Genomic DNA, 15989 nt, shown 5'->3' with positions numbered 1-15989 from the left:
CTCACGTTGTTACTACACCATAGATAGGCCATTTGCGATTCGGAGGGGGCGTGGCTGATATCTATTTGATCTATGCCGGAGAAGATCGGGCGAAAGTAAAAAAGCTATTCGAATTTCTTTCTAAGACCTGGAGCGTGTGGTGGGATCAGATGATCCGGCAACGCTTTGCTGCCGAGATCGAAGACGAGATTACCAGGGCGGGATGTGTGCTGGTCTTCTGGTCGAAGTCCTCTCGGCTGAAGGATACGGTCACCGACGAGGTTCGCTTGGCTCAGAAGGCGAATAGGCCAATCGTTTGCGTCACGCTGGACGGAAGCGAGGCTGCCTATGGGTTCGGCGGCTATTCGAGCAGCGATCTGTCGGCGTGGAATGAACGCCCCGATCACGGCGATCTCAGGACACTTGCCAGCCGGATTAGCACGATCGTTCCCGTTCGCATGAAACCGCAGCGACCAGTCGCCCTGCAAGGGCGCCTGCCCCTCCCCACCCTCTTTCTCTCGACCTCCTCCTTCGAGACCCGGCTGAAACCCAGCGAGGCGGTGAAAGCGCTGAATCTTGCCCGCTATCCCTCGTTGCTCGTTTCCGCGTGGGATCTTGTCGACAGGCGAAAACCCACCGCACTTAAATCAGCGCTGACAGAGTACCGCGAAAATGGCGGATTCGTCCTTGTCGATTCCGGGAACTACGAATCTTCACGTCTGACTAACAAACGATGGAAGCCCATCGATTTGGTCGATGCCCTGTCGGGTGCTTCCTACGACCGGATCTTCTGCTTCGATGACATGAAACCCGGCAGAAACCCTGCGAAGGCGGCCGCCTCGATTCTCGCCGCCGTCGAACGGGACCAAAAAGCAACCAAAGCCGGGGTTCTGCCGATCGTCCATGCTGCAAAGCTGAAAAACGGCGGTCACGATGTCGACACGCTGATCGAGACTGTATTTGCCGTTGCCCACGAGCTGCAACCAGAGCTGATCGGCGTTGCCGAACGCGAGCTTGGCGCAGGGCTTTTTCAACGTTGCCGGACGATGATGGCGATCCGGGCAAAGCTGAGTGAGCTTCCCTTTTATCAGCCCATCCATCTCCTCGGCACCGGCAATCCATGGAGCATCGCGGTCCTGGCCGCAGCTGGCGCGGACACCTTTGACGGGCTCGAATGGTGCCGCGTCGTCGCCGACATCGAAAACGACCGGCTCTATCATTTTCAGCACTATGATTTCTTCACCTATCAGACAGGCGTCGCCGATTCCGACGTTGCCCGTTCGGCGTTTGTTGACGACAAGATCGATTTCGCGGGGAAAGCTGCGTTTCACAATATTGATTATTATACGAACTTCATGAAAGACCTTCGAGAGGCTGTAACAGACGACCGCCTCGAGGCCTTCGTCGCTGAGCGGATCGGCAAGGCGCCGATACAACAGTTGAAGCGAGAGGTGGAAGGATTGTTCAGATGAAAGCTTTCTCGGCTGGGAGAATCACCGACGCCGTCTGCGCCATTTGTCCGGAGATCGAAGAGCGGATCGCAAATGGTGCGGCCGAGCGGAATGAGAGACGCCTGTGGTGGGAGCTTTCCACCTGTGTTCTCAGCAGCCAGGTTCCCTATCCGCTGGCATGCGAGGCTGCCTCGGCGATCGATACAGCTGGCCACCTTTTCGAGCCATACTGCTTGCCCGACCTTTCCGACCGGCTGAGCGAGATATTACGGCGGCCGCTGACTGCGACCGGGCGAAGCTATCGCTTTCCTGGCGCGCGAGCGCGGCAGCTGGCGGCGACAAAGGAACGTATCACTGACCGGTTCGGCACGCTTAGCGGCCTGCTGACCAAGCTCGATACTCCGATTGCCGCTCGCAACTGGCTCGTCGACTGCGCGCCGGGGCTCGGCCCGAAGCAGGCGAGCATGTTCCTACGCAACAGCGGCTTCAGCTACGATCTCGCAATCCTGGACAGGCATGTCCTGAACTACATGGAACTCACTGGCCTGCGGGCAGAAAACTCCAAGCCAATCGCAACGATGCGAGAGTACCGGCTCGGCGAGGAGAGTATGCGCGGCCATGCGCACCAACTCGGCTTTCCTGTCGGCATTCTGGATTGGGCGATCTGGATCGTAATGCGGGTCGCGAGAACGGAAGAAGGGGCAAGAGCATGAGCATCGTTACACTCGTCTCGGGAGGGCTCGATTCGACCCTCGTCGCGAAACTCGCCCAAGAGGAAGGTCTTTCGATCCACCCGCTCTTCATCGACTATGGCCAACGGTCACGAGACCGCGAGCTCGCCGCCTGCCGAGGCATCATGAAGAGGCTCGGACTTCCCGAGCCGAAAATCGCCGATCTGTCAGGGTATGGGGCATTGATCCGCTCGGGCTTGACCGACCGATCGCTGCACATCGTTGATGACGCGTTTACGCCAGGCCGGAACATGCTGTTTCTGCTAACTGCTGCAGCCTACGCCTTTCAGAGGAATGCGGATGCGGTATCGATTGGGCTGCTTCACGAGGAAACCAGCCTCTTCCCCGACCAAACCTCTGCTTTTCTGCGGGATGCCGAGCAGATGATCGCCCGCTGCCTAGGCCGTTCGATCCGGGTGCTTGCTCCCCTTTCGCAATTTCACAAGATCGACGTCGTCGAGCTTGCACGCCAGAAAGGCATCGTCGGTACCTATTCCTGCCACGAGGGTAGCGAAGAGGCGTGCGGGGTATGCATTGCTTGCAACGAATTCAAGTTTGAAAGGGCATAGAGATGGGCGGCGGCGGAGGTGGAAACTGGAACAGGCTGGGGGACGTGCGCTCGCTCGAAGAGAAGGCGAAGGCGGCGCTGGCAGGCGGAAAGCGCAACGTCTTCATCAGCTTTGCGACCGAAGACATGGCCGAAGTCAACTTACTGCGGGGCCAGGCCAAGAATGAGAACAGCGAAATCGAGTTCAACGACCATTCGGTTCGCGAACCCTACGATAGCGAGCGCGCCGACTATATTAAGAGCAAGATTACCGAGCGAATTAATCGCTGCTCTGTGACCGTGGTTTATGTTTCAGAAAGTACGGCGCAAAGCCGCTGGGTCCAATGGGAGGTCGAAAAAAGCCTGTCACTTGGCAAAAAGGTCGTCGCGACGCACGCGGGTGTGAGCCCCGCAAGCCCAATACCGAAATGGCTGTCTCGGCCGGAGATCAAGGTGGTACCGTGGAGCAAGCTCTCTGGTGAGCTGAAGTAAACATCGGCAGAAGCAAAGCTAGACAGACCCGGGAACAAAGCCATGATGAACTATCCGACATTGTTCGAAAGCGCCGATGCGGCGTCCAACAGGAGTCAGTGGAGGTTTTTGGCGCTGGTCCGGCTCGAATACGGCCTGTTGATCGTTACGGCCTTTTTCTCGCTTGGGTGGAGCGACACACGCGCATATTTTGCCGCTTATGCGATCGTTTTCGCATCGTCGATGATTGTCATGCTCTACCGCTCAGTAAAGAAGCCTGAGCGAACGTGGTATCAGGCCCGTGCACTTTCGGAATCTGTCAAAACACTGAGCTGGCGATTTGCCATGCGTGCTGAGCCTTTCGATGATGCCAAGTCGAGCGACGCGCGACGCGACTTCCGAGATCTGTTGAGTGATGTTCTTAAAGCTAATCATTCGATCGGTGACGCGCTGAGCGGTTTGGAGCTGGGTGGTGAACAGTTGCCAAGCGCTATGCAGGAAATGCGGGAGAAAAAATTAGAGGAGCGTCGCGCATTCTATTTGCTACATCGCATCACCGATCAACAGGTCTGGTATCAAAAGAAGGCCAAGGCAAACAGTTCTGCCGCCCAATGGTGGGTAGCGATCTCATGTGTCGCGTACGGTCTCGGTCTTGTCTTTATTCTCACGCGAATCGTAAATCCCACATTCGTCGGCTGGCCAACCGAGCCATTGGTCGTCTTCGCTTCGGCCGCGATTGGATGGACGCAAATAAAGAAGTTCAACGAACTGGCAGCTGCTTACACGCTTACAGCGCAGGAGATCGGTTTAGTGAAAAGCCGTATCGAAGACGCAGAAACCGCGGGGGAGTTCTCTGCCGCTGTGAACGAAGCCGAACTCGCCTTCTCCCGTGAGCACACACAATGGGCTGCCCGCCAACAACAGGGAAATTAAAATGAGCTCGCACACCGATCCTTCTTACGTCATTTTCGACGGCGACAACGATGGCTGGGCTTATCGATTCATGCGTGGATGGAAGGCAAATGAAAAAGTCGATTTTAATTTTCTCGACGCCCACGACCTAGATACGATGACAAGCAAGGCTCAGAGCGAAGCCTATGTGAAAAGCAACCTCAAAGAGCGCATGCGTCAGTCATCAGCTGTGATTGTGCTGATTGGAGAGAAGACCAAGAATCTGTACCGGTTCGTTCGTTGGGAACTGGAACTAGCAATGGAGATGGGACTGCCAATCATAGCTGCAAACCTAAATGAGAGCAGACAGCAGGATGCAAATTGCCCGCCCATCATCCGCGATGAGTGTGTTGTACACGTACCATTCAAAATGAGAGCTATCCGTTTTGCTCTTGACCACTGGCCAGACGAGTACCGCCGCATGAATACAGCAGAAAGGAACGGTGGCTCACGCCATTATAATGCTAGAATCTACGCTGACCTGGGACTTTAAACAAATCCTAGCGTCTCACAGACCGCCTGTGAATGAGGCATGCAATCCCTTCAATTCGGAAGCGGGTGGGTTGCAGGCCCGCCCCAATAAAGCGGAGCGGCGCTTCCGGACCAGTGCTGAAGCCAGTGTCGCACATCCGTCTCACCACCTTGCGTTTTCCGAGCGAGGCGCAAATAATCCCCATGTAACCTTAGGTTTGTTCTTGGATCAAACCAGCTCCCGCAGTTTGATGATAGGCGTTTCCGATCGCGTAGCCTGCCGAATTCACAAGGAATCCACTGTGAACGACGGCTTGCTCGCGTATGGATCGCGATGAGGTGCGAACTGTTTAGCAAAGCCATTTCAATTATTCCGGCAACTAGAGCGTTTCCCTTTCATGCTGGATCGTATCCGCATGATGTGAAGAAATTGCGCGCCTCCTGAGGCTCGATGAGGTCGAGCAGTTTTCCGATCCTGTCCCAAAGGCCCGATACGGTGCGCTCTGCCGCCTTGCGTAGGAGCGCTTTGAGCTTTGAGAATGCCTTCTCTATGGGATTGAAGTCTGGGCTGTAGGGCGGGAGGAAGAGCATGCGCGCACCGGCAGCCTCGATCATCTCACGCGCCGCCGGTCGCTTGTGGCTGGAGAGATTGTCAAGGATGACGACATCGCCAGGCTTCAGGGTCGGCACAAGAACCTGGGCGACATAGGCCTCGAACCATTCTCCGTTGATCGGCCCGTCGATGACGAGCGGCGCAACCATTCCTGTGCTGCGCAAGCCAGCCACCAGCGTCGTGGTCTTGCGGTGGCCGTGCGGGAAGCCCATTCGCAGGCGCTCTCCCTTCCTGCATCGTCCGTGGGTGCGCGCCATGTTCGTCGCGGTCCAGGTTTCGTCGATGAAAACGAGCTTGGCAGGATCAAGGTCCAGTTGATCATCGAACCACTGCTGACGTTGTTCCAGGACGTCGGGACGGCTTTGCTCTACCGCGTGGCCAGTCTTTTTTTGCGAGTCTGGCCGTGCCGGACAAGAAACCGGTGCAAAGCCGATTTGCTGATCGTGATGCCCTGGGCAGAAAGCGTGTCACGCAGCTCGAACAAGGTTCCATCGCGGTGCTCAGCGAGCCATGCCATGATCGCCTCGCGATGGGCCTCTGTCTTTCGGGAATTTCGATCTCCGCCAAGAGGACCAGGTCGCACGTCGCCCTGGTGAAGTTGCAGATTTCGCCAGCGGCTGACGCTTGCGGCACTCACGCCGAACCGTTCAGCAGCTTCTCGGTGGGTCGCACCAGCGGAAACAGCAGCAAGCACGCGAACACGCAGATCGACTGAAAGGGCTTTCGACATATCCGCCGACCTCCATCGGCAGATAGTTTGAATCAGACAGCGCCTGATTTGCAAAGCCCACAAAGATTCAATCAGTCAGGGAAACGCTCTAGAATGGGATACAAAGGATTTGCTCTTGGAATATTGTGGTTGGCATATTTCAGGAATGGGTCATGAACATCGAGCCAGTAATCCATCCCAGCATCGCATGCCAGCCAAGCGACGCGCTCCGCAAATTTGAGGTCGAATTGCCTATGCGATACGAAGACCGTGGGCGTCTGTACCGTCGAATTCGCGGTTAGGTCGAACTTCGAGAGGGCCTCGCCAGCTAGAATAAGCAGCTCGGTAGGTAGTACAGTTTCATCACTCACAAGTGTACTCAGTGGAGCTGATAAGAGCTCCAGAAAACTCTGCCATTGTTCATACCCATTTGTTTCAGGCTTGAAGCGCTCAAAGATCTCGGGGTTTGCCTCGCTCCAGTTAAATTTCATGACGTCTCCTTTTCGATCACACGGAAGCTATTCCTGCCGCGATAAGCTCGGCTATGGCAAAGAATACTGGGGCCACACCACCTTCAAGCAAAACAAAGACAGTAGCTAGACCCGATATCAAAGTAGGATTTCGCCGAGTGGGACCCAAGGTGGCTACCACAACAGCGCAGAACTACAGAATTCCCCACGCCCGAAACCTCCCCCTCCCCGTCATCTCCCTCAGGCCGAGTTCCAAGACGATCCGCCGCGCCGCCTGCGGCGTGACCTCGAGCGTCTTCGCCACCATACCGGCCGACACCAGCGGTTTCGCCATCACCAGCTCGACCAGTTCCGGCAGTTTTGATGACGTCCGGCGGCCGTCTAGCTTTCGGTCCATCATCGTCTTCGCCAGCTTCAGCCGGTCATGCTCTTTCATGCCGATCTCGGCGGCCGCCAAAAATCCGTGGGCGATGGCCAGCAGCCGGGTTTCCCGATCGCGATGCCGGCGCCGATCGACGGGAATGGTTTTGAGGCCAAGGTTGATGGCAGCGAGATGAGCACCTGACGTGATGCCGGCCTGGCGCAGGACCGAGGCGGAAAACAATCGGCCGAGCCATGGGGCGTGCTGCAGGACGGCAAGCTCGTTCCAGGCATCGAGGACGACAATGGCCTGCAGCACCGCCGGCAGGTTTTCGGCCTGGCGGATCACGCCGCGCCATTCCTCGAGCCGGGCATCCTCGTCCCAGTCGAGATCATAGACCAGTGCGTCTCTGTCTGCCGCGCCGGCGCGGCCGGGCCGCGTTGCGTTTTCGATCGCGGCCTCCGATCGGGCAAGTACCGCATCGATGGCGGCATAGTCGACGCCGAGGAGATCTTCGACGTCACCTTCCTCCCCCTCCCCTTCCGCGTGGATCGCGGCCGCTGGCCAAATAGCCTTGGCCGTCGTCGCCTCGTCCCCGCCGCCCGACCCGATCTCCGAGGTTTTCCGCAGCGAGCGGATGCCGTCGGCAGAGAGCGTCCAATCCGGGGATTGGCCGGCGATCCGACGGCGCGTGCGCAGGACGTCGCGGGCGATTGTCAGCTCATGGGTGGGTGTGCGAATATCGCGGGTGGCGTCGTGGAGGACGAGGTCTTCGAGATGGACGAGTTCGCCGTCGATCCAAAGGGATGCACAGGCGTCGGCGAAGTTTTGGCGTTCGAGAAACCCGGCCCCGACGGACGAGCGAGCGATACGCTCGTCGAGACGGGTCAGGGCGACGGCGGCGTCAAAAGCCGGTCGCATCAGATCACTCATGCTGATTTTCGCGAGATCGTAAGCCATTGAAATCATGGTAAATGATTTGCTAAAGGAACTCTATACTGAAGTTAGTATTCTTCACATGGTATGACTAGGAGTTGGCGTTCTAACCATCGATAAGTAACCCTTATCGTATGTTAGAAGATCTACCGATTGACCAACTGCCGCAGCCGCCTTATCCTCGGCGAAAATCACCCGTTTTATGGAAGCGCGTCATGAGCACCACCGTCAAGGTTTCCGAGGCCAAGGCCCATCTGTCCGAATTGCTCGTCCGGGTCGAAGCCGGCGAAGACGTGATCATCTCACGCGGAAACGACCCGATTGCCAAGCTGTCCCGGATCCGCGGGGAAACCGATCTTCAGCTTCTGGTCAACGAAGTGCGGGCCGCCCGTGGCCGGGCAAAGCCCTCTTCTCACGATGAGATCATGTCCTGGCGGGACGAAGGGCGCCGATAATGTCCTTCGTCATTAATGCATCCCTGGTAGCGGCCTGGCTGCTACCGGAAGAGTATAGCGATGCGGCCGAGACCGTTATCGCCTCGATTGCGGAGCCCTGCCCTGCGCCGTCACTGTTCTGGTTCGAAATTCGCAACATTCTGGTCATGTCGGAAAGGCGTGGCCGGATTGCTTCGGGAGGCGCGCTCCTTGGCATGGAGCGGGTGCGACGATTGCCGCTCGACGATGCAGGGATTGGCGGCGACGGATCAATCCTGCTCCTGGCTTCCAATCACATCCTCAGCGCCTATGACGCGGCCTATCTTGCCCTGGCCATCAATAGAAACGTGCCCCTGGCCACCCTCGACCGCAAGCTGGCCGCCGCAGCCCGGAAAGAGGGGGTAACCGTGCTCGGCCCTTACGCTCATGGCGACTGACAGCGAAGTTCTCGTCTCTGCCCGCGCCAAACAACTCGACACGATCGCCGCCGTCCTGCCGATCGACCGGCGCGACGAACTGGCCGAATTGTTGACCGACCAGGACATCGAAACACTGCGCCATCTGGTCAACGAGGGCATGGGCGAAAACACCCTGCGCGCCCTCACCTCCGACCTCGCCTATCTGCAGGCCTGGTCGCTGGCCGCAACCGGCGCCTCCCTCCCCTGGCCGGCGCCCGAGGCACTGCTACTGAAATTCGTCGCCCACCATCTGTGGCAGCCCGACCAGCGCGACATCGATCCTCACCACGGCATGCCTGCAGCTGTTGAGCAAAGCCTGCGCGAGCAACGCTTCCTTCGATCTTCCGGACCGCATGCGCCCGACACGGTGCGCCGGCGGCTTGCCAGCTGGTCGACGCTGACGAAATGGCGCGGCCTGACCGGCGTCTTCTCCTCGCCTTCCCTGAAATCGGCGATACGCCTTGCCGTCCGCGCGACGCCGCGGCCAAGGAAACGCAAGAGCGTCAAGGCGGTGACCGGCGACGTCTTGGCAAAAATGCTTGCTACCTGCAGCGCCGACAGCCTGCGCGATAGTCGAGATCGAGCAATCCTGATGGTCGCCTTTGCCTCTGGCGGTCGCCGGCGTAGCGAGATCGCCGGTTTGCGCAGGGAGCAGCTCTCAGTCGAGCCGCCGATCACAGTCGAAAACGGCCCTCCCCTCCCCTCTCTCGCCATCCATCTGGGTCGCACAAAAACGTCTGGTTCCGAGCACGACGAGGTCGTTTATCTGACGGGCCGGCCCGTGGATGCGCTCAACGCATGGCTTGCGGTTGGAAGAATCGAAACGGGGAGTATTTTTCGGAAGATCGATCGCTGGGGCAATGTTTCGAAGCGGGCCCTGGAGCCGAGTGCGGTCAACCAGATCGTGAAGCAGCGGGCGGTGATGGCTGGGTTAGATCCGCGGGAGTTTTCGGCGCATGGACTGCGATCGGGATACCTAACCGAGGCTGCGAACAGGGGGGTTCCGCTGCCAGAGGCCATGGAGCAGTCGCGCCATCGCTCAGTGCAACAGGCCTCAAGCTACTATAACAGCGCAACGCGTCGCAGTGGTCGGGCTGCGAGATTGCTCTGATCCGAGTAGGCGTGGTTCAAGGGACATACAGCTAAACGATTGATAAGATTGCCTTATCCTTCCTTTGTTTCCTTATATGGAAAGAAACGCGAAACAGCGGCAAAACGGCCTCTCTCGTCGAGCAGAAGTCAAGTCTGATCGGAACCACCTGCTTGCATATCTCTACGGCCTTCAGGTGGTCCACAAAGCATAAAAGTAGCCAGGAATGATCCTGGCTACCTTTCTCAATCTTGAATTCTTGATAGGCCCTTCGCGGCAATCACCATACAGGTGGGCTCGTGAACGCCGCCGGAAAGCAATTTCTTTCAGGCCTATTGCCGTGCCATAGCGAGCTGAATGGCCATGACCGGATCCACCTTGTGTTCCGCATTCTCGGCTGCGTCGTCAATGGCGAGTTGGAGGCCCTTGATCTGGCTCTGTTGCAAAGATTTTAAGCGCCGGGGAATTCCACCGTTCTCTGCTATCAAGCGGCCTAATCTTCGAGATTCTGGGCGAGCAAAGCCACGGCTTCGGTCAGAGCACTCGGCCCGATACCGAAGGCCCGTTCAACGATACGAGCCTCTCCACAGATGTCTTTTGTCAGGTTGAAAATAGCAGCCTGGCCCTTGCGTAATGCCCGCATGACTTCGAAACCCTTGATCGTCGCATAGGCCGTCTTCAACGTCTTGAACCCTCTGACCGGCTTGATGAGTTGTTTCAGCTTGCCGTGATCGGCCTCGACGACATTGTTCAAATATTTGATCTGCCGATGTACCAGCTCGTCGGGGCATTTGCCTTTGGCCTTCAATTGAGCGATGGCAATCCCGTAGGTTGACGCTTTGTCAGTGTTGATGACAGTCGGCTTTTCCCAGTCTTTCAGGCCATTCAAAGCCTTACCCAAAAAGCGCTTGGCTGCTTTGGCATTACGGGTCGGAGACAGATAGAAATCGATGGTGTTGCCGAATTTGTCGACGGCCCGGTAAAGGTAAGTCCATTGCCCGCGGACCTTCACATAGGTTTCGTCGACACGCCAGCTCGTTGACTGTGGCCGGCGCCAATGCCAGCGCAGCCGTCTTTCCATCTCCGGCGCATACTTTTGAACCCAGCGATAAATCGTGGAATGATCGACAGGCACGCCCCGTTCGCCCATCATCTGTTCAAGATCGCGGTAGCTGATGCCATAGCGGCAATACCACCTCACCGCCCATAAGATTACGTCACCCTGAAAATGACGCCACTTGAAATCGCTCATCAAAAGTCTCGCTGAAAATTGTCAGCGCTCTTTCGGCCATCAACCGAGTTTTTGCAACAGAGCCCGCTTCCGTCACTTCCTGATGAATGACGGCGAGGTGACGGCGATGTGATCGGGCCATGCCTTGCCGGTCCGTGTCGTACCTGGCTACTAGCTTTCAAGTTCCGATTTCAGAAAGTTCTTTCGATCCATGTCCAGCGAATATCGGCTGTCGCGGCGAGCCTTCGTTTTCGCCTCGGTTTCAATGACCGCGACGCTCGCAGGCTGCGCCGCCACGACATCATCTGCCCGACGGGCTCCTCTTCCCGAAAAGGTCAGCCTTCCGATCGGTCCTCCGACGGATGCCGAGTTGCAGGCGAGATATGCGGCCCTTGAGGATGGCAGTCATCTCATCCCCGCCATTCCCTATCAAAAGATGGATCCGAAATATTTCCGCCAGCGGGTGGCCGATCCGACCGGCGAGACGCCCGGCACCGTCGTCGTCGATACGCCCGGTCGTTTCCTCTATGTGGTCGAGCCCGGAGGGACGGCGATGCGCTATGGCGTCGGCATCGGTCGCGACGGCTTTGCCTGGCAGGGCGAAGGCATCATTCATTGGCGGCAGCACTGGCCGCGCTGGAAGCCGCCGGCCGAGATGATCGTGCGCCAGCCGCATCTCGAAAGATACTCGATCGAGAACGGCGGCATGGAGCCCGGGATCAAGAACCCGCTTGGCGCGCGGGCCCTCTACATCTTCCAGAACGGACAGGATACGCTCTACAGGCTGCACGGCACCCCGGAATGGGATTCGATCGGCAAGGCTACCTCCTCCGGCTGCGTCCGATTGGTCAACCAGGATGTCCTCGATCTCTATACGCGGGTGCCATACCACGCGCCGATCGTCGTTCACCAGGAGCCCCTGGTGCCGGTTTCCGCCGTTTGATAGACCGCTGCTGTTTTATCGCAGGCGGGTCATGTAGAGCCCGCTCAAAGGCGCAGAGAGCGGGCGAACGGGCTGGAGGGCAAGCTGGAACTGGACGAGGAAACGCCGCAACCCGACACACCGACGCCGCGGATGTTGTCATGGGCCCGCAACTCAACGATCTATCGCCTCGAGCGGCGGATGCATACGGAAAAGCAGCTCTTTGACGCCATATGGCGAAAGGCTCGGCAGAAATTCGAAAACATCAGCGAAGCACAGGCCGGGGCATTGGCCGACTCCGCTGTGAAGTTTGCCTATGACAACAAGGCGCTGGATGATGCGGCCTATGCCGAGATCAGCACTCGTTCGGGCATGCGCCACGGCAGGTCCAAACGAGCGATCGCCCAGAAATTGTCGCAGAAGGGTGTCGCCCGAAGCACCGTCGCGGCTGCCGTCGCCGAGGCGGACGACTTCCATGCAGCTCTCGCCCTTGCCCGCAAACGCGCTTTCGGGCCGTTCCGCAAGGTCGCGCTCGATGAAAAGCGCAAGGCAAAGGAGCTTTCCGCCTTTGCCCGGGCGGGCTTCAGCTTCGATATCGGCAAAAGGGTATTCGAGATGTCGCTGGACGAGGCTCAAGAAGCGCTGGATGTCGGCCGCAGTCTTTAAACGACGGGCATCGGCAATCAGGCACGCCTGAGTGCGGGGTCGTCGAGTGCCGGATTGTAGAAGAGCGAGAGCGTCAGGCTTTTGGCGATGCGCTCCGCCGAGGCCATGAACCAGGCCTTTGCTTCCTCGTTCGGGGCGATGTCGTCAAGCGTCGCGGCAAAGAGCTCCAGCCATTTCGGGAAAAGCTCCGGCGTCAGATTGGCGACGCCGAGATGTGCCTGGACCGGTTTTCCGCCATAAGCGCCCGTGCGCAAGGCGACGGAAGACCAGAAGCTCTTCATTTTCTGCATATGCTCCGGCCAGCGCCCCGAAAGCCTCGCGTCGAAGACAGGTCCCAATTCCGGATGAGCCAGCACCCGGCCATAAAACGTGTCGACCAGATTGCCGATCAAGACCTCATCAATACCGATCGCGTGCATTTCCGCTGCGGCGCGTTCGCGGATCTCTGCGGCATGCGCAGCACGGCCCTGTAGTTCGTTGTTCATGTAAAACCCCGCGGCTCCGACACCATCTACGGCTCACCTGATATAGGATCTGCCGATGCCTGGCCAAAGGCCGAACTCTCGGTTGCGACGATCTGTCAGACAGCGGCAATCGTCCGGCCAGCCATTCATTGAGGCTTTGGTCGTTGATCGCTGCGGCGATTACCGCAGCGAATAGATGAGCTCAAGCGCAATACGATGGCGCTTCTTCATGTTGGATAGTACCACAAAACAGTGGCCCGACGTTGCGCCGGGCCTCCAGGAAATCGGAAAATGCGATCGGATCAGACCCGTTCGAGCGCGACGGCGATGCCCTGCCCTACTCCGATGCACATGGTGGAGAGCGCATAGCGGCCCTTGCGGAGCGAGAGTTCGAGTGCCGCCGTGCCGGAGATGCGTGCGCCGGACATGCCGAGCGGATGGCCGAGCGCGATCGCGCCGCCATTCGGGTTGATGTATTCGGCGTCTTCCGCAAGGCCGAGTTCGCGTAGTACGGCGATGCCCTGCGACGCGAAGGCCTCATTCAGTTCGACGACGTCGAAATCCTTGGGCGTCAGCTTGAGCAGCGCGCAGAGCTTCTGGGTCGCCGGAGCCGGGCCGATGCCCATGACGCGCGGCGGAACGCCGGCGGTGGCGCCGCCCATGACGCGGGCGATCGGCGTGAGCCCGTATTTCTTCGCCGCCGCTTCCGACGCGATGATCAAGGCCGCCGCACCGTCGTTGACGCCCGATGCGTTGCCCGCCGTGACAGTGCCGCCTTCGATCTTGTTGACCGGTTTCAGCTTGCCGAGCGCTTCCAGGCTCGTCGCGCGGGGATGCTCATCCCTGGAAACGACGATCGGATCACCCTTGCGCTGCGGCACGGTGACGGGCGTGATCTCCTTCTCAAGCCGGCCGTTTTCCTGCGCGGCGGCGGCCTTCGCCTGAGAGCGCACGGAGAAGGCGTCCTGGTCCTCGCGGGAGACCTTGTAATCGATCGCCACGTTGTCGCCGGTCTCCGGCATGGAATCGACGCCATACTGCTTCTTCATCAGCGGATTGATGAAACGCCAGCCGATTGTCGTATCATAGATCTCGGCATTGCGTGAAAACGCAGTCTCCGCCTTGGGCATCACGAATGGCGCCCGGCTCATGCTTTCGACGCCGCCGGCGATCATCAGTTCCGCCTCGCCCGCCTTGATGGCGCGCGCGGCGGTGATGACGGCATCCATGCCGGAGCCGCACAGCCGGTTCATGGTCGTGCCGGTGATGGAAACCGGCAGGCCGGCAAGCAGCACGGCCATGCGGGCGACATTCCGGTTGTCCTCGCCGGCCTGATTGGCACAGCCGTAGATCACATCGTTGACGGCTTCCCAATCGACCGATGTGTTGCGTTCCATCAGCGCCTTGATCGGGATCGCGGCAAGGTCGTCGGCGCGGACGGAGGAAAGCGAACCGCCGAAACGGCCGATCGGGGTGCGGATATAGTCGCAGATATAGGCTTCGGTCATGGCTGTCTCCTCATAGTACCGGCACGACGAGGTCGGCGACCGGCCCGTCGATGTGAAGTTTCGCTCCCGTCATGGCCTGCAGTTCTTCGATCGTCATGTCGCCGAGCTTTTCGCGCAAAACGAAATGGCCGTCCTTGATATCGACCACCGCATGGCTCGTATAGACACGGGTGATGCAGGCGACGCCGGTCAGCGGAAAGGTGCACTTTTCGACCAGTTTCGGATCGCCGTTCTTGGTGACGTGTTCGGTGATGACGGACACCTGCTTGGCGCCGTGCACGAGGTCCATGGCCCCACCAACGGCAGGCACGCCCTTGGAACCGACGCGCCAATTGGCAAGGTCTCCATTCTGCGCCACTTGCAGTGCACCGAGGATCGCGACGTCCAGATGGCCGCCGCGCACCATGGCGAAGCTGTCTGCATGGTGGAAGAAGGCAGCGCCAGGCTTCAGTGTTACGGCTTTCTTGCCGGCGTTGATGAGGTCCCAGTCCTCCTCACCGGCCGGCGGCGCTTCGCCGAAGTTCAGGATGCCGTTTTCGGTGTGGAAGATTGCTTGCCGGCCCGGCGGCTGGTAGCGGGCGACCATTTCAGGAAAACCGATGCCGAGATTCACATAGGCTCCATCCAGAATATCCTGGGCGGCGCGCCAGGCGATCTGGGCGTTGGAGAGCTTGATGTCTTCACGGGTGTTGACGATCATGCTTGGGCTCCCTGGGATTCTGGGGCGGCGTAGGCCACTCCGGCTCGGATGAGCTCTTCTTCCTGGCTCGGGTTCGCGACTTCGACGACGCGGTCGACGAAGATGCCGGGCGTGACCACGTGCTCGGGATCGATCTCTCCGGCCTTCACGATCTTCGAGACCTGCACGATCGTCCTGGCGGCGGCCATGCACATCAGAGGATTGAAGTTGCGGCCGGCCTTGTTGTAGGTCAGATTGCCATAGGTGTCGCCGCGATGCGCCTTGACGATCGCGAAATCTGCCTTCAGCCAGCGTTCCTGCACATAATGCCGGCCGTCGAATTCAGCAATCTCCTTGCCCTCCGCAAGCTCGGTGCCATAGGCCGTCGGGGTGTAGAAGGCCGGAATGCCGGCGCCGCCGGCGCGGATGCGCTCGGCGAGCGTGCCCTGGGGTACGAGTTCGAGCTCGATCTCACCCGCAAGATACTTATCCGTGAACGCCCGTGGATCGGAGGATTTCGGGAACGAGCAGATCATCTTCCTGACCATGCCCGCGTCGATCATCGCTGCAATGCCGATGCGGCCATTACCGGCATTGTTATTGATGACCGTGAGGTTCTTCGAACCCTTGTCGATCAGAGCATGAATAAGCTCGATCGGCGCACCGGAACCGCCGAAACCGCCGATCATGACGGTCGCGCCATCGCCGATTTCGGAGACGGCTTCCGCCAGACTCCCGATTGTCTTGTCCATAGGGGATTTCTCCTTGCCTCGCTTCAGGCCCGGAAAATCGGTCCTCCGCGCCTCCTCGATCAGACATAGATCGCAGCGGGATCAGCAGCAAGGGA

At 58.8% G+C, this 15989-nt stretch carries 19 protein-coding genes; 11 read left to right on the top strand and 8 right to left on the bottom strand.

Going from position 1 to position 15989, the window contains the following annotated elements; translation table 11 throughout:
* The first annotated feature begins 50 nt into the window (after positions 1-50).
* From QEO92_RS27965 to QEO92_RS27940, 6 genes are read left to right on the top strand one after another with little or no spacing between them, the layout of a single operon-like run.
* Positions 51-1451 (top strand): TIR domain-containing protein, encoded by a 1401-nt coding sequence (locus QEO92_RS27965; RefSeq protein ID WP_227705439.1) that lies wholly within the window; start codon positions 51-53, stop codon positions 1449-1451.
* On the top strand, positions 1448-2143 hold the full coding sequence (locus QEO92_RS27960) for an 8-oxoguanine DNA glycosylase (protein ID WP_227705438.1): 696 nt from the start codon (positions 1448-1450) through the stop codon (positions 2141-2143). The genes QEO92_RS27965 and QEO92_RS27960 overlap by 4 nt, the downstream gene beginning before the upstream one ends.
* A complete protein-coding gene (locus QEO92_RS27955) occupies positions 2140-2730 on the top strand; it encodes a 7-cyano-7-deazaguanine synthase (protein WP_109708101.1) in 591 nt (196 codons plus the stop codon). Before QEO92_RS27960 ends, QEO92_RS27955 begins: the two co-directional genes overlap by 4 nt.
* Before the next feature lie 2 nt (positions 2731-2732).
* On the top strand, positions 2733-3200 hold the full coding sequence (locus QEO92_RS27950) for a TIR domain-containing protein (RefSeq protein WP_227705437.1): 468 nt from the start codon (positions 2733-2735) through the stop codon (positions 3198-3200).
* Positions 3201-3242: 42 nt separating this feature from the next.
* Complete coding sequence (locus QEO92_RS27945) at positions 3243-4112, top strand: DUF4231 domain-containing protein (RefSeq protein WP_227705436.1); 870 nt, start codon at positions 3243-3245, stop codon at positions 4110-4112.
* Between the two features lies 1 nt (position 4113).
* Positions 4114-4623, top strand: a complete 510-nt coding sequence (locus QEO92_RS27940; protein ID WP_227705435.1) for a TIR domain-containing protein — start codon at positions 4114-4116, stop codon at positions 4621-4623.
* A 374-nt stretch (positions 4624-4997) separates the two neighbouring features.
* Here the strand turns inward: QEO92_RS27940 and QEO92_RS27935 are convergent.
* From QEO92_RS27935 to QEO92_RS27925, 3 genes are all read right to left on the bottom strand, one after another.
* Positions 4998-5944 (bottom strand): IS630 family transposase gene (locus QEO92_RS27935; protein WP_227705302.1). Its coding sequence is split into 2 segments (ribosomal slippage): positions 4998-5596 and positions 5596-5944, totalling 948 coding nucleotides; the frame shifts between segments, so codons are not numbered across the junction.
* Positions 5945-6015: 71 nt separating this feature from the next.
* Positions 6016-6414, bottom strand: a complete 399-nt coding sequence (locus tag QEO92_RS27930; protein WP_227705434.1) for a toll/interleukin-1 receptor domain-containing protein — start codon at positions 6412-6414, stop codon at positions 6016-6018.
* Positions 6415-6586: 172 nt separating this feature from the next.
* Positions 6587-7723 carry an RHE_PE00001 family protein gene (locus QEO92_RS27925; protein ID WP_227705433.1) on the bottom strand — a complete coding sequence of 379 codons (1137 nt, stop codon included), beginning with the start codon at positions 7721-7723 and terminating at the stop codon, positions 6587-6589.
* A gap of 182 nt (positions 7724-7905) precedes the next feature.
* Here QEO92_RS27925 and QEO92_RS27920 point away from each other — a divergent pair, with 182 nt between their 5' ends.
* From QEO92_RS27920 to QEO92_RS27910, 3 genes are read left to right on the top strand one after another with little or no spacing between them, the layout of a single operon-like run.
* Positions 7906-8145 (top strand): type II toxin-antitoxin system Phd/YefM family antitoxin, encoded by a 240-nt coding sequence (locus QEO92_RS27920; RefSeq protein WP_037146308.1) that lies wholly within the window; start codon positions 7906-7908, stop codon positions 8143-8145.
* Positions 8145-8561: a type II toxin-antitoxin system VapC family toxin gene (locus QEO92_RS27915; RefSeq protein ID WP_227705432.1), complete on the top strand. Its 417-nt coding sequence runs from the start codon at positions 8145-8147 to the stop codon at positions 8559-8561. The genes QEO92_RS27920 and QEO92_RS27915 overlap by 1 nt, the downstream gene beginning before the upstream one ends.
* On the top strand, positions 8551-9693 hold the full coding sequence (locus tag QEO92_RS27910; RefSeq protein ID WP_227705431.1) for a site-specific integrase: 1143 nt from the start codon (positions 8551-8553) through the stop codon (positions 9691-9693). Before QEO92_RS27915 ends, QEO92_RS27910 begins: the two co-directional genes overlap by 11 nt.
* 472 nt (positions 9694-10165) lie before the next feature.
* Here QEO92_RS27910 and QEO92_RS27905 read toward each other — a convergent pair whose 3' ends face one another.
* Positions 10166-10924, bottom strand: a complete 759-nt coding sequence (locus QEO92_RS27905; RefSeq protein ID WP_227705430.1) for an IS6 family transposase — start codon at positions 10922-10924, stop codon at positions 10166-10168.
* A 190-nt stretch (positions 10925-11114) separates the two neighbouring features.
* Between QEO92_RS27905 and QEO92_RS27900 the strand changes: the two genes are divergently transcribed.
* Complete coding sequence (locus QEO92_RS27900) at positions 11115-11846, top strand: L,D-transpeptidase (RefSeq protein WP_227705429.1); 732 nt, start codon at positions 11115-11117, stop codon at positions 11844-11846.
* Between the two features lie 90 nt (positions 11847-11936).
* Entirely contained in the window at positions 11937-12491 is a 555-nt protein-coding gene (gene recX / locus QEO92_RS27895; RefSeq protein WP_227705882.1) for a recombination regulator RecX, read from the top strand.
* Positions 12492-12508: 17 nt separating this feature from the next.
* Here recX and QEO92_RS27890 read toward each other — a convergent pair whose 3' ends face one another.
* The 4 genes from QEO92_RS27890 to QEO92_RS27875 all read right to left on the bottom strand — a co-directional run bounded on the left by QEO92_RS27890 (position 12509) and on the right by QEO92_RS27875 (position 15894).
* Complete coding sequence (locus QEO92_RS27890; RefSeq protein WP_227705428.1) at positions 12509-12976, bottom strand: group III truncated hemoglobin; 468 nt, start codon at positions 12974-12976, stop codon at positions 12509-12511.
* Between the two features lie 281 nt (positions 12977-13257).
* Positions 13258-14463, bottom strand: a complete 1206-nt coding sequence (gene pcaF / locus QEO92_RS27885; protein ID WP_227705427.1) for a 3-oxoadipyl-CoA thiolase — start codon at positions 14461-14463, stop codon at positions 13258-13260.
* 10 nt (positions 14464-14473) lie between these two features.
* Positions 14474-15163, bottom strand: a complete 690-nt coding sequence (locus QEO92_RS27880) for a 3-oxoacid CoA-transferase subunit B (protein WP_227705426.1) — start codon at positions 15161-15163, stop codon at positions 14474-14476.
* On the bottom strand, positions 15160-15894 hold the full coding sequence (locus QEO92_RS27875; RefSeq protein ID WP_227705425.1) for a 3-oxoacid CoA-transferase subunit A: 735 nt from the start codon (positions 15892-15894) through the stop codon (positions 15160-15162). The genes QEO92_RS27880 and QEO92_RS27875 overlap by 4 nt, the downstream gene beginning before the upstream one ends.
* Positions 15895-15989: the final 95 nt, after the last annotated feature.

Origin of the sequence: Neorhizobium petrolearium (genome assembly GCF_029854435.1) — a bacterium.
Classification (GTDB): Bacteria; Pseudomonadota; Alphaproteobacteria; order Rhizobiales; family Rhizobiaceae; genus Neorhizobium; species Neorhizobium petrolearium.
This window is presented reverse-complemented; position numbering and strand designations above follow the sequence as displayed.